Annotated in this window: 11 protein-coding genes; 2 read left to right on the top strand and 9 right to left on the bottom strand. The window is 62.7% G+C overall.

Annotation, left to right across the window (positions count from 1 at the left end; genetic code table 11):
• Positions 1-19 precede the first annotated feature (19 nt).
• A complete protein-coding gene (locus AC0Z42_RS02340) occupies positions 20-985 on the top strand; it encodes an alpha/beta hydrolase (RefSeq protein ID WP_485466617.1) in 966 nt (321 codons plus the stop codon).
• Positions 986-997: 12 nt separating this feature from the next.
• Here the strand turns inward: AC0Z42_RS02340 and AC0Z42_RS02335 are convergent, their stop codons facing one another.
• The 3 genes from AC0Z42_RS02335 to AC0Z42_RS02325 are packed head-to-tail and all read right to left on the bottom strand — an operon-like array spanning position 998 to position 4,892.
• Positions 998-3,292 carry a xanthine dehydrogenase family protein molybdopterin-binding subunit gene (locus AC0Z42_RS02335; RefSeq protein ID WP_485466616.1) on the bottom strand — a complete coding sequence of 765 codons (2,295 nt, stop codon included), beginning with the start codon at positions 3,290-3,292 and terminating at the stop codon, positions 998-1,000.
• Positions 3,289-4,323 (bottom strand): FAD binding domain-containing protein, encoded by a 1,035-nt coding sequence (locus AC0Z42_RS02330; protein ID WP_485466615.1) that lies wholly within the window; start codon positions 4,321-4,323, stop codon positions 3,289-3,291. The genes AC0Z42_RS02335 and AC0Z42_RS02330 overlap by 4 nt, the downstream gene beginning before the upstream one ends.
• Positions 4,320-4,892 carry a (2Fe-2S)-binding protein gene (locus AC0Z42_RS02325; protein WP_485466614.1) on the bottom strand — a complete coding sequence of 191 codons (573 nt, stop codon included), beginning with the start codon at positions 4,890-4,892 and terminating at the stop codon, positions 4,320-4,322. Before AC0Z42_RS02325 ends, AC0Z42_RS02330 begins: the two co-directional genes overlap by 4 nt.
• A gap of 203 nt (positions 4,893-5,095) precedes the next feature.
• On the opposite strand from AC0Z42_RS02325, the gene AC0Z42_RS02320 reads away from it, so the two are divergent.
• Positions 5,096-6,574, top strand: a complete 1,479-nt coding sequence (locus AC0Z42_RS02320) for a hypothetical protein (RefSeq protein ID WP_485466613.1) — start codon at positions 5,096-5,098, stop codon at positions 6,572-6,574.
• Between the two features lie 290 nt (positions 6,575-6,864).
• Here AC0Z42_RS02320 and AC0Z42_RS02315 read toward each other — a convergent pair whose 3' ends face one another.
• The 6 genes from AC0Z42_RS02315 to ppc all read right to left on the bottom strand — a co-directional run bounded on the left by AC0Z42_RS02315 (position 6,865) and on the right by ppc (position 12,804).
• On the bottom strand, positions 6,865-7,017 hold the full coding sequence (locus tag AC0Z42_RS02315) for a hypothetical protein (RefSeq protein ID WP_485466612.1): 153 nt from the start codon (positions 7,015-7,017) through the stop codon (positions 6,865-6,867).
• The gene (locus AC0Z42_RS02310; RefSeq protein WP_485466611.1) at positions 7,014-7,583 is read right to left on the bottom strand and encodes a DUF6891 domain-containing protein; all 570 of its coding nucleotides are present in this window, start codon (positions 7,581-7,583) and stop codon (positions 7,014-7,016) included. The genes AC0Z42_RS02315 and AC0Z42_RS02310 overlap by 4 nt, the downstream gene beginning before the upstream one ends.
• Complete coding sequence (locus tag AC0Z42_RS02305) at positions 7,580-7,756, bottom strand: hypothetical protein (protein WP_485466610.1); 177 nt, start codon at positions 7,754-7,756, stop codon at positions 7,580-7,582. Before AC0Z42_RS02305 ends, AC0Z42_RS02310 begins: the two co-directional genes overlap by 4 nt.
• 133 nt (positions 7,757-7,889) lie before the next feature.
• Positions 7,890-8,330, bottom strand: a complete 441-nt coding sequence (locus AC0Z42_RS02300; RefSeq protein ID WP_485466609.1) for a hypothetical protein — start codon at positions 8,328-8,330, stop codon at positions 7,890-7,892.
• 144 nt (positions 8,331-8,474) lie between these two features.
• On the bottom strand, positions 8,475-9,935 hold the full coding sequence (pyk, locus tag AC0Z42_RS02295) for a pyruvate kinase (RefSeq protein WP_485466608.1): 1,461 nt from the start codon (positions 9,933-9,935) through the stop codon (positions 8,475-8,477).
• A 115-nt stretch (positions 9,936-10,050) separates the two neighbouring features.
• Complete coding sequence (gene ppc, locus AC0Z42_RS02290) at positions 10,051-12,804, bottom strand: phosphoenolpyruvate carboxylase (protein ID WP_485466607.1); 2,754 nt, start codon at positions 12,802-12,804, stop codon at positions 10,051-10,053.
• Between the last annotated feature and the right edge of the window lie 47 nt (positions 12,805-12,851).

Here is a 12,851-nt window from a genome sequence, read left to right as displayed (position 1 = left end):
CAACGCAACAGGAGCAGACATGTCCAGAGGAGCCAACAATTTTTACGCCAGCAGCCAGGTAACGGCGCAAAAAGTCGTCTTCAAGAACCAGTACAAAATGCAGGTCGCCGGCAATCTGTACCTGCCGAAGGGAGCGAAGGCCGGTGAGCGCCATGCCGCCATTATCGTCGGCCACCCGATGGGTGCGGTCAAGGAACAAAGCGCCAACCTGTATGCGCAAAAGCTGGCCGAACAGGGCTTCGTGACCCTGTCGCTGGATTTGTCATTCTGGGGCGAAAGCGAAGGCCAGCCGCGTAATGCGGTTTCACCGGACATCTATGCGGAAGATTTCAGCGCCGCGGTCGATTTCCTGGGCACACAGGCGTCCGTGGACCGCCAGCGCATCGGCGTGCTGGGCATTTGCGGCAGCGGCAGCTTTGTCATCAGCGCGGCCAAGATCGACCCGCGCATGAAGGCGATTGCCACCGTCAGCATGTACGACATGGGCGGCGCCAACCGCAATGCACTGAACCACTCGCAAACGCTGGCGCAGCGCAAGCAGGTGATCGCCGCAGCGGCGGCCCAGCGCGACGTGGAGTTCGGCGGCGGCGCCATGGCCTACACCAGCGGCACGGTGCACGCCCTGACGGAAAACAGCCATCCGATCGAACGCGAATTCTACGACTTTTACCGCACGCCGCGCGGCGAATATACGCCACAGGGCGCCACCACGCTGACCACCACCCACCCTACCTTGACCAGCAACGTCAAGTTCATGAACTTCTATCCGTTCAACGATATCGAGACGATCTCGCCGCGCCCGATGCTGTTCATTACCGGCGACCAGGCCCATTCACGCGAATTCAGTGAAGAAGCCTACCGCTTGGCGGGCCAGCCCAAGGAACTGGTCATGATTCCGGGTGCCGGTCATGTCGATCTGTATGACCGGGTCGAGCTGATCCCGTTTGACAAGCTGGCCAGCTTCTTTCGCAGCAATCTGAAATAAGCACGGCAGCGCTCAAGCAACCACTCCGTCGCTCATCACCTTGTCCGGCGTCATCGGCGTGCTGCGCACCCGCTTGCCGGTGGCGTGATAAATGGCGTTGGAAATGGCGGCCGCCACGCCGACGATGCCGATCTCGCCCACGCCCTTGGCGCCCAGGCGGCTGACGATGCGGTCGTCCTCCTGCACGAAGATGACGTCGATATCGTGGATGTCGGCGTTCACGGCCACGTGGTACTCGGACAGGTTGTGGTTCATGAAGCGGCCCAGGCGCTGGTCCATATGGGTTTCTTCATGCAGCGCCTGGCTGATGCCCCACACCACGGCGCCGCTGACCTGGCTGGCCGCCGTTTTGGTATTGATGATGCGCCCGGCCGCCACCGCGCTGACCACGCGCGTCACTCTCACCGTGCCGAACTCCTCGTCCACGCGCACTTCGCAGAACACCGCCGAGTGCACGGCACGCACGTATTTTTTCTGCTTGAGCATGTTCGGCAGCAGCAGGTATTTTTCCTCCAGTTGCGTCACTTCCGCCGCCTGCAGCAGCGCCGCCAGGCCGATGCCGGCAGCATGATCGCGGCGCAGCCGCAGCCGTCCTTCGGCGAATTCCACGTCGGCAAAGCGCGCCTTGGCAAACGGCGTGTCGGGCAGTTGCCTGGCCAGCTTGAACAAGGACTTTTTCAGTTTTTCGCAGGCGCCCTGCACCGCCGAACCCACAGTGGTCACGTGCGACGAGCCGCCTTCAACGGGCGCCACAGGCAGGGTCGAGTCACCGAGCTGGAAGGCGACATGTTCGAGCGGCAGGCCCAGTTCTTCGGCCGCGATGGTGGCCATCACGGTGTACGTGCCGGTGCCGATATCGGTGGCTGCGCTGCTGACCACCAGGCGCCCGTCCGCATGCAGCACGGCGCTGGCGCGGGCAAACATCTGCATCGCATCCCAGATGCCGGTGGCCATGCCCCAACCGACCCACTCCGTACCTTCGCGCCGGCTGCGCGGCGCGGCCGGGCGCGCGCTCCAGCCGAAACGCTCGGCGCCTTGCGCATAGCAGGCGCGCAGTTCCTTGGTCGAATACGGCAGGTCGTCCATCGGGTTGGACTCGGCGTAGTTCTTCAGCCTGAAGGCCAGCGGGTCCATGCCGACTTCGTAGGACAATTCATCCATCGCCACTTCCAGCGCATGCACGCCGTGGGCCGCACCGGGTGCGCGCATGTCCATCGGCGTGAACTGGTCGAGGTCCACCAGTTGGTAGCCGAGACGGATATTGTCGCAGGCGTACAGCTGGCCCGACCAGTTCACCACCACTTCCACATAGTCTTCAAAGCGCGACGTCTCGGCCACCGCCTCGTGCCAGATGGCGCGCAGCATGCCGTCGCGGCTGGCCGCCAGCTTCACGCGCTGCCAGGTTTCGGGCCGGTGGCCAAAGCTGAACATCTGCTGGCGCGTCATCACCACGCGCACCGAGCGCTGCAGTTTCAAGGCAGCCATCACCGCCAGCGGCAACTGGTACTGGGGCCGCAGGCCCGAGCCGAAGGCGCCGCCCACATAGGGGTTGCGCACCGTCACCTCGGATTTTGACAGGCCGAACACGCGCGAAACATACCAGCGGCTGTTCTGCGAACTTTGCGTCTTGTCGTAGATGGTGAGGTGGCCGTCGGCCGAGCGGATCACGGTCGAGGCGAACAGCTCCATCGGATTGTGATGCTCCACGCCGCTGTAGTACTGGCTGTCGATCTTGCAGTCGGCGCCCTGCCAGGCTTGCTCGGCATGGCCTTTTTCATCGGGCGGTGGCGAATAGCCGGCCTTGAAACTCTTCGGTTCATGCGGCCGCGACAGGTAATAAAGCAGGCCGGTCTCATGCGGCTCCAGCGCGTACTGCACGTCTACCAGCGCGGCCGCATGGCGCGCTGCCTCGAACGTTTCGGCCACCACCAGCGCCACCGGCTGGCCATTGCTGACGATACGCTCGTCGTACAGCGGGCGAAATGGCGCGCCGGCGGGCGCCGTCATGTCCTTGTAGAACAGGTCGAAACTGCGCATCTTCGGCCGGTTTTGATAGGTGATCACCTCGACCACGCCGGGCTGGGCCAGCGCGGCGGCAGTATCGATCGACACGATGCGCCCACGCGTGATGGTGCTGTTGACCACTACCCCATGCAGCAGATCGTCAACCAGGAATTCGGCCGTATAACGCGCCGCCCCGGTCACCTTGTCGCGCCCGTCGACGCGCGACACGGCCGTGCCCGTCCTGACGTGCCCGGTACCGGCATCGGCCACCGGTGTGCGCAGTTCCTTGATCAATGTGCTCATGCCGCCCCCCTTGCCATCACCGTGCTGCCATGGCCGGTATTGTTATGCGTGCCCGCCACCGCCATGCTCAGGGCGCGCACGATGGCGCGCCTTGCCATGACAAGCTTGAAATCGTTGCCGCCCTGCCCCTGCGCCCCGTGCAGCAGACGGTCGGCAAAGGCGCCAAAGCGCGCCGCATCGGGTGCCCCCTGCAGCATCGCTTCGGCTTCCTCCACGCGCCACGGCTTGTGCGCGACGCCGCCCAACGCCACCCTGCCTGCGCGGATCGCCCCGTCCTCGCCGATATCGAGCATGGCCGCCACCGACACCAGCGCAAACGCATAGGAAGCGCGCTCGCGCAGTTTCAGGTAGACGGCGTGCGCGGCAAATTGCGGCGCCGCCGGCAAGGCGATATGCGTGATCAGTTCGTCTGGCGCCAGGGTGGTGTCGATTTGTGGCTGGTCGCCCGGCAGGCGGTGGAATTCGCCGAACGGAATCGCCCGTTCGCCACGGCTTGAAGCGACGTGCACCACGGCGCCTAACGCACGCAGCGCCACGCACATGTCGGAGGGATGGGTGGCGATGCAGGCGTCGCTGGCGCCGAGTATGGCGTGCTGGCGCGAGACGCCGCCAATGGCCGGGCAGCCGGTGCCAGGTTCGCGCTTGTTGCAAGGCACGCCGATATCATAGAAATAATGGCAGCGCGTGCGCTGCAGCAGGTTGCCACCGTTGCTGGCCATATTGCGGATCTGCGGCGAGGCGCCGGCCAGGATCGCCGCGCTGAGCACCGGATAGCGTTCCTGCACCAGCGGGTGGTAGGCGGTGGCCGCATTGCGCGCCAGTGCGCCCAGCAGCAGGCCGCCATCGCCATTTTCCTCGATGGCGTCCAGCGCCAGGCGGTTGATGTCGACCAGCCGCTGCGGCAGCATCACGCGCTCTTTCATCAGGTCGACCAGGTTGGTGCCGCCGGCGATAAAGCGCGCGCCTTCGGCCTGGATCTGCGTCAGCGCAGCCGACTGGTCGAACGGCACCACGAACGAAAGCGGGTTCATGCCGGCACCATGCCGACCGGCGCCGTGGCGCGGCCGTCCTCGTGTTCGGCCGGCAACTGCATCACGTCAGCCAGCGCTTCGACGATCTGCGGATAGGCGCCGCAGCGGCAAACGTTGCCGCTCATCAGTTCACGCACCTGGGCGCGCGTCTGCGCCTGGCCTTCGGCCATCAGGCCCATGGCGGAACACAGCTGGCCCGGGGTGCAGTAGCCGCACTGGAAAGCATCGTGGGCGATAAAGGCCTGCTGCAGCGGATGCAGCTCGCTGCCTTCGGCCATGCCTTCGATGGTGCTGATACTGCGTCCTTCCTGCATCAGCGCCAGGGTCAGGCAGGAATTGATGCGCTTGCCATCGACCAGCACCGTGCAGGCGCCGCACTGGCCGTGGTCGCAGCCCTTCTTGGTGCCGGTCAGCGCCAGGCGGTCACGCAACAGGTCCAGCAGGCTGACCCAGGCTTCGACGTGCAACTGGTGCTGGCGGCCATTGACACTCAGTTTGAGCGGATACAGCGGCACCGGCGGTGCTGCGGGGGCGGGGGAATTCGGTGTGGCGGGCAAACGAGTGTCCATGGCAAACCCTTCATCATCTGTGTGGCGATGTGTGAATATTAAGTTTGCAGTGGCGGTTCTTATATGCGGTCCCGCACATATGGTCAATTCAGCGTGCGTTGCGCCAGAAAGCAGCGCCAGGCCCGTCGCGTGACAATTGCATAGAATCTACAATTGATTTGGGGATACCATTGCCATTGTTGCCAACTTCTCCAGGAACGTTCATGTCCGTCTTCAAGCCAGCTTGCGCCAGCCTCGCTCTGCTGTTCGCCGTCGCCGCTTCCGCCGCCGAGCCCGCTTATCAGCCGTTTCCAAAGGGCTACGGCTACCTGGAGCCGGCCGAAACGCGCGCGCTGCAGGCGGCGGTAACGCAAGGCAACAATGCCGTTGTACGAGCGCACGGCTGGCGGCTGTGGGCCGGCATCATGCAGCCGGCGGCCGGCCTGGCCTGGCCGGTCTGGTACACCTGGCCAAACACAAGCGATGCGTTTGCCAGCAAGCCCATTTCAGCCAATGCCGCACCCGGCGACACGGCGGCCGGCAGTACCCCGAAGCGCCGCATGGGACGCCTGGGCGCCAGCACCCTGCCGCCCGTCAACCTGCCGGATACCCCCGCTTACGTGGTTCCGGCCCAGGTCGTCAAGGCGTATCCGAACGCGATTATCAGCTCCAGCGAAGGAGGGAAAACCAAGCTCAGCATCCGCGACGGCAGCCATTTTGCCTTCAACGGCGATATCATGATCGCGACTGAATCGCTCAGCAAGGAAGCGCTGGACTTCATCCGCGATCCGAAACAGCCGGTCTACCAGAAAAGCACGCTGGACGCCCTGTACAGCAAGGACGATCCTGGCAAAAGGGTACATAACCTGAATGCGCCGGCCAGCTATGTGGTGACCAAGCATATGTACTGGCCCGTCAAGGCCACGGGCTTGAGCGCCTTGCCGGTGTGGCACAACGACTTTGGCGCAAGCTATCCCGGTTATGCGGGCTACGAAAAGTGGAACACCCTGGCTGCCATCGACCCCAGCGGCAAGCAGGTCGGCAAAATAGCGCAAGTAAGCTACCTGCATGGCGTGTTCCGGCACGACGCCACCACGCCATGGCCGACGATCACGAAAGCGGCCAGAATATATGGCTTGCAGGACTTTTACCATCACCAGGTCAGCCAGGCCGACTGGGACAGCTTCGACGAGGCCGACAAGGCCATCATCAACGCCGCCAGCTATTGGCTGAGCGGCCAGCCATTCGGCGCCGGCGATTATCTGGTGACGGTCGCCATGCATATCAATACCAAGGAAATTCCCAGCTGGGGTCTGCAAAGCGTATGGTGGTCGGACATGCCCGACAGCATGCCATATGCCGCCAACCGCCCCGCCAACCCGCAAGCCAAGGGACCATGGAAGCATTATTTGCTGACGCAAGCCTATGGCATCCCGGAAAAAGACAATCCGGAACTGCTGCCCGTTGCCACCAACCCGTATATTGAACTGGTCACGCATCCGGTCGCCACCAGTTGCTACACCTGCCACGCGAACGCGGGCTGGCCGAGCAGTTTTCAAGCGATGACGCCGGGCGTGGCCAGTTATCAAAATCCGGCGTGCCCGAACCTGCGCGCCTCGCTCAATCCCAAGAGCAGCTGCCTGGCGCCGCTCACGCTGACGGATTTCCAATGGATTATTCCTGATCGGGCGGTGAGCCAATAAGCCAAAAGGCGGGCCGCGCCTTGGGTCAGTCCCTGCGGCCTGCCCGGCACTCGCTTGTGATAAACAAACGCGAAGGAATGTGGGCCCTTTTCAACGCCCTTTCAGAAGCAAACTGAGGGTACTCCCGGGCCAGTGCCTGGCTAACTGCCTCGTATGTCTTTTATCTGCCCAGTACCGACTACTCTGCCTAACTCGCGTACTTCAAACTCCATTCCTGGCAGCAAGGATTCGCTCAACAGCTCCCAGCTCACAAAACGGATGCCGGCCTCGATGGTTTCACCGGGAAAATGTCACTCTTCATCCTGGTAGTAGTGGCAGCCGCTGGCCAGCCAGTCGATGTGCGGGAATTTGTGGTGCGGTGCGTAACCGCTCTTCACGCCGTTGAGCTTGGGCTCAGCCACGTCCTCGAGAAACGTGATATCCGCAACGATGTCAAAAATCATGATGCTTGCGCCGCCGCCCGCCTTTTCCAGTCAAACACGGGCAGATTGATGCGCGTTTGCATGGTGCCATCCCAGTCGACCTGGAAGCCGGCCTGGCGCAGAGCATCGACTATGACTTGCCCCACCTGCATGCCCCGTGCGTCGTCATCGCCCAGGTCGCCAAACGCCAGCATCACGCCATGGCCTTCGATGGCACGCTCGACGTCCTGGCCGTGATAAAAACAATAGCCCGTGTAATGACCGTCAGGCGCGTCCGCCACCGCTTCGGCCACGTCGGAATAACCATCGGACTTGGTGTAGCCGGCATTGGCCAGCGCGCAGATACCCTGCTCGTGCAGGTCATAAAAGACCTTGTCGAGCCGGTCGCAATCGGTCAGCGCCGGCCAGCTGCGTTCGGCCTTTTGCTTCTCGCGCAGCTTCGGGCCTATCAAGGAGCGCAACGCATCGACATCGCAGTCGTCATCGACGATATCGTCCATCATCTGTTCGATATCGTCGCGCGTGTAAAAACCCGACCACACCCATTGGGCGATGCTGTCGGCCACATGTTGTTCGCTGTCGGTCACGCATCGTTCCGTTTCACGGGTTTCAAGGCCAGCACATACGGAATTGCGAGCGGCCCCAGCAAGGTGACCATGCATGCCATGGGCGAGGTGGTTTTCAAGTTGCGGCGCTTGGCAATGAAGAGGCAGGCAAAGGCCGACATCGACCAGATCAGGGCAGGAATATAGGCAGTCATGGCGCACTCCGCAATAGCGTTCAGGGAAGAGGCATGCTGACATGGAACTGCGGGCGGCGCAATGGCGGTTTGCGCGCGGGTGCGGCAACTGGCCGCCCGCAGCGCTATTTTCAGTCGTTCTTAAGCTGGACGACTACAGGTGATGCGTTGACTTCTGGTGCTGCTCGACCAGTATTTTGGCGGTCATCAAGGTCACGCCCGAGGTAATACGGCCCTGCTCCCTGGGCTTCCAATGATTATTTTCTCGCCGAAATGACCAGGTATTGATGCCGTGGCCCCGGCCGCCATGCTCGACAGCCACGATAACGTCGTTCTCGCTGACAGCGCCGAGCACGAAGCGCATCGAGGGCCGGGCGGGATCGAGCACGCAGCTGTCGTTGTAATCGCCACCCTGGTCGGCCAGTCCGGTGCGCTCGATCAGATAAGCGCTGACCTCGGGAGGCAAACCTGCCAGCGTGCTGATCCGACTCCAGGCGGGCGCGCTATCGGATGCCTCAGGTGGCGCGGCAAACGCCGTGTTTGCCAACAGCAAGCCACCTACACCCCACGCCACTAGCCGATGCCATATTGCCATGCTTTGCTCCCGAAATAACTACCAGCCGCCGATGGTATCAGAAACGTTCGCGCGTTCAAGCGCAGATGCATCTGGTAACACATGGGCCGTACGGGCGCGGCCGGCCGGGTTCCAATTTGCATGGTCCCGGCCAGCCATGGGCGATCAGTGCTGGCCGATCTTGGTGATCTTCAACGAGTTGGTGCCGCCCACCTTGCCCATCGGCTCGCCCCAGGTCACCACCACGGTGTCGCCTTTCGATACCACCTTGTGCTCGACCAGCAGCTCTTCCGCCTGTTTCAGGACCTTGTCGCGGTCGGTGCCGGACTCCAGGCTGATCGTGCTGACGTTGCGATACAGCGCCAGCTTGCGTTGCGTGGCCACGCTCGGGGTCAGCGCGACGATCGGGATATCGATATTGCAGCGGCTCATCCACAAGGCGGTCGAACCCGACTCCGTCAGGGCGGCAATCGCCTTCACGCGCAGGTGATACGCCGTGAACAGGGCGCCATAGGCGATCGACTGGTCGATGCGCGTAAAAGTGGCATTCAGGAAATCGGCGTCGAGCTTGACGGTATCCCATTTTTCCGCGTCCAGGCAAATCGCGGCCATCGCCTCGACGGTTTCGATCGGGTAGCGGCCCGAGGCCGTTTCAGCCGAGGTCATCACGGCGTCGGTGCCGTCGAGCACGGCGTTGGCCACGTCGGAAACCTCGGCGCGGGTCGGCACGGCGTTGACGATCATCGATTCCATCATCTGCGTGGCGGTAATCGCCAGCTTGTTGGACACGCGCGCCATCTTGATCATGCGCTTTTGCAGGGCCGGCACGGCCGCATTGCCCACTTCCACGGCCAGGTCGCCACGCGCCACCATGATGCCGTCGGAGGCGTCGAGAATTTCCTGCAGCGCAGGAATCGCTTCGGCGCGTTCGATCTTGGCGATCATCATCGGCTTGTGGTCCCACGCTTCGCCGGCGATATTGGCCAGCTGGCGCGCCATCACCATGTCGGTGGCGTTTTTCGGGAACGACACGGCCACGTAGTCGGCCTGGAAGCTCATGGCGGTCTTGACGTCTTCCATGTCTTTCGCCGTCAGCGCCGGCGCCGACAGGCCGCCACCCTGGCGGTTGATGCCCTTGTTGTTCGACAGTTCGCCGCCGATTTTCACGGTAGTGTGGATCTCGCTGCCGATCACTTTATCGACCGTCAGCACGATCAGGCCGTCGTTCAGCAGCAGCACGTCGGCGGCGCGCAGGTCACGCGGCAGTTCCTTGTAGTCAAGGCCGCAGCGTTCCTGGTTGCCCAGCTCGCCGTTTTCGCCCCATTTGGAGTCCAGCACGAACTTGGCGCCGTTTTCCAGGAAAATCTTGCCTTCTTCAAACTTGCCGACGCGAATTTTAGGGCCTTGCAAGTCGGCCATGATGGCCACTTCGCGGCCGCACAGGGCCGCCGCTTCGCGCACCATGCGTGCGCGGTCGATATGGTCCTGCGCCTTGCCGTGCGAAAAGTTCAAGCGCACCACGTCGACGCCCGCCTTGAACATGCGCACCAGGGTGTCGATATCGTTGGAAGCGGGGCCGATGGTGGCGACGATCTTGGTCGCGCGTTGCTGGGTTTGCAGAGTCATGATGGGTGCTTTCTTATAAAGTTCGTAAGTCGGCATGCCTTATGAGCTTGCCGAGTTAAGTGCTGGGGTCAGACCCGACGGGTCTGACCCCGGATTTCCGCTGCGGGCTGACGGCCTAACCGCTATTGCGCAAGCCCGCCGCAATACCATTGATCGACAGATGAATGCCGGTACGTGCGGCGGCGTCCTGCTTGCCTTCGCGGAAGCGTTTCAGCAGTTCCACCTGCACGTGATTGAGCGGATCGATATACGGGAAGCGGTGGCGGATCGAGCGCTGCAGCAACGGATTGGCTTGCTGCAATTCTTCCTGGCCGGTGATGAGTTTCAGGGCCTCCAGCGTGGCCGCATATTCGGCGCGAATGCGCGTGAAAATCGCCGTGCGCAAGGCTTCGTCCTTGACCAGCTCGGCATACTTGCCGGCAATCGCGATATCGCTCTTGGCCAGCACCATGTCCATGTTCGACAGCAGCGAGGTAAAGAACGGCCAGTCCTGGTACATGCCGCGCAGCAGCTCGGCGCCGGTGTCCGGATAGGCCTTCAAATACGCTTGCACGGCCGAACCGAAGCCGAACCAGCCCGGCAGCATCAAACGGCATTGGGCCCAGCTCAGCACCCAGGGAATTGCGCGCAGGTCTTCGATCGAGGTCGATTTCTTGCGTGAGGCCGGGCGGCTGCCGATATTCAGCGCGGCAATCTCGGCGATCACGGTCGATTCCCAGAAATACTGTTCAAAACCTTCGGTGCCGTAGACCAGCTCGCGGTAGGCGTTCAGGGCGGTACCGGACAACTCTTCCATCGCGGCCAGGTGGCCCGCGCCGGCCGAGGCTTTGGGCTGCAACTGCGCTTGCGGCAGCAGGGTCGACTGGATGGTGGCGGCGACCAGCACTTCCAGGTTGCGGCGCCCCACTTCCGGGTTCGCATACTTGGCGGTAATGACTTCGCCCTGCTCCGTCAAACGGATCTGGCCTTGCACGGCGCCGGCCGGCTGGGCCAGGATGGCTTCATAGCTTGGGCCACCGCCGCGGCCAACCGAGCCGCCACGGCCATGGAACAAGCGAAGCTTGACCTGGTGTTCCTTGAATACATTCACCAGTTCAATTTCCGCCTTGTACAGTTCCCAGCCGGAAGTGAGGAAACCGCCGTCCTTGTTGCTGTCCGAGTACCCCAGCATGACTTCCTGTTGCTTGCCGCGCGAGGCCAGCAGGCCGCTGTAGAACGGCAGGCCAAAGGCGCGCGACATGATGGCCGGGCCGGCGCGCAAATCGTCGATGGTTTCAAACAGCGGGATGATATTCACGTCAACCTGCAAACTGTCCTGGCGCAGCAGGCCCACTTCTTTCAGCAGCAGCGCCACTTCCAGCAGGTCCGAGACGCTGGCCGCCTTCGAGATAATGCAGTTCGGCACCGATTCGCGGCCGTATTTGGCATGCGCCTCGCGCACCGCGTGGAAGATATCGAGTTCGCCGGTGGTTTCTTCAGAGTAGATAGCATACGGCGACATCAGCAGCCGCGGCGAAGCCAGTTCCTTCAGCAGCAAGGTGATGCGCGCTTCTTCGTCCAGCTCGAGATAGACCAGGCCAGGCTGCACGCCGGCAAACAGTTCGCCCACCACGCGCTCGTGCACGTCGGAATTCTGGCGCAGGTCCAGCGGCGCCAGCGAAAAACCGAACACCTTCACGGCGCGGCGCAGCTGGCGCAAGCGGCCACGCGCCAGCGCGCGCAGGCCGTTGGCCACCAGCGAGTGATGCACCACGTCCAAGTCGGCCAGCAGGTCGGCCGCCGAGGCATACGGCTGCACGCCTTCAGCCTGCTTGCCCTTGCCACATAGCACATAGCGCGCCGCCTCGACCCTTGCCACCACGCCATGCAGGGCGCGGCGGTACGGCTCATCCGCATGGTGCGGCGAGGCATCGGCCGAGCGTTCGGCCAAATCGGCCAGTTCCGCGCTGCAGCCATTGAGTTTTTGCGCCAGCGACAATTGCGAAGCGAGCTTGCGCAGTTCTTCCAGGTAAAAACCAAAGACCTTGCTGGCCTGCTGCTGCAAGGTGCTGCGCAGGATATCGGCCGTCACAAACGGGTTGCCGTCGCGGTCGCCGCCGATCCAGCTGCCGACCTTCATGAAGTTGGGCAATTCGGCATCTTCCCAGCGCGCATCGCGCTGGGCCAGCATGGTTTCCAGCGATGAATACAGCTGCGGCAGTTCGCGCAAGATCGTATGGTCGTAGAACGACAGGCCATTTTCCACCTCGTCCATGACCGACAGCTTGGTGGTGCGCAGCAAGCGCGTCTGCCACAAGGTGACGATGCCGCGCCCCAGCGCTTCCTCGTTCTGTTCCGATTCATCGGGCGTCATCTGCACACGGTCGCGTTCGTTCAGCAGGCGCGCGATGGCCAGCTGGCAATTCTGGATGCTCTTGCGCTGCACTTCGGTCGGGTGCGCCGTGAACACGGGGCTGACAAACGCGTCTTCAAAAAAGGTTTCCAGCGCATCGGCCTTGCCGGCGTCAAATACATTGCCCACGGCGTGACGCAAGCTGCCCTGACGCGGCGGTGAGCCGGCGATCAGGTGGGCGCGCGTGCGGCGGATATGGTGCTGGTCTTCGGCAATATTGGCCAGCAGCGAGAAGTAGCTGAAGGCGCGGATGAGTTGCGTGGTTTCTTCCTGCGACATGCTTTCGAGCGCATCGGACAATTGCGCGCGCGCCGTCTCGTCATTGTCGCGGCGGAAACGGATCGCCAGCTGGCGCACGTTTTCGATACCGTCGAAGGCGGCGTCGCCCAGCTGGCTGCGGATGGCGTCGCCCAAGAGGCGGCCCAGCTGGCGTATATCGCTGCTGAGCAGTTCGTCTTTTACTTCATTCATTTGCATGGTAGTCATTCCCGGGGCAGCCGCAAGCGGACCGCACTGATTGCGCA

The sequence above is a fragment of the Janthinobacterium sp. 1L-D-8-B-C4 genome (assembly GCF_057291295.1).
Note: the sequence above shows the minus strand (reverse complement) of the source record. Positions and strands in the feature narration are given on the sequence as shown.

What these genes read in the sequence shown, in the direction of transcription:
- AC0Z42_RS02340 (WP_485466617.1), top strand. Translation starts at nt 20, where the DNA reads ATGTCCAGAGGAGCCAACAATTTTTACGCCAGCAGCCAGGTAACGGCG.
- AC0Z42_RS02335 (WP_485466616.1), bottom strand. Translation starts at nt 3,292, where the DNA reads ATGAGCACATTGATCAAGGAACTGCGCACACCGGTGGCCGATGCCGGT.
- AC0Z42_RS02330 (WP_485466615.1), bottom strand. Translation starts at nt 4,323, where the DNA reads ATGAACCCGCTTTCGTTCGTGGTGCCGTTCGACCAGTCGGCTGCGCTG.
- AC0Z42_RS02325 (WP_485466614.1), bottom strand. Translation starts at nt 4,892, where the DNA reads ATGGACACTCGTTTGCCCGCCACACCGAATTCCCCCGCCCCCGCAGCA.
- AC0Z42_RS02320 (WP_485466613.1), top strand. Translation starts at nt 5,096, where the DNA reads ATGTCCGTCTTCAAGCCAGCTTGCGCCAGCCTCGCTCTGCTGTTCGCC.
- AC0Z42_RS02315 (WP_485466612.1), bottom strand. Translation starts at nt 7,017, where the DNA reads ATGATTTTTGACATCGTTGCGGATATCACGTTTCTCGAGGACGTGGCT.
- AC0Z42_RS02305 (WP_485466610.1), bottom strand. Translation starts at nt 7,756, where the DNA reads ATGACTGCCTATATTCCTGCCCTGATCTGGTCGATGTCGGCCTTTGCC.
- AC0Z42_RS02300 (WP_485466609.1), bottom strand. Translation starts at nt 8,330, where the DNA reads ATGGCAATATGGCATCGGCTAGTGGCGTGGGGTGTAGGTGGCTTGCTG.
- pyk (WP_485466608.1), bottom strand. Translation starts at nt 9,935, where the DNA reads ATGACTCTGCAAACCCAGCAACGCGCGACCAAGATCGTCGCCACCATC.
- ppc (WP_485466607.1), bottom strand. Translation starts at nt 12,804, where the DNA reads ATGCAAATGAATGAAGTAAAAGACGAACTGCTCAGCAGCGATATACGC.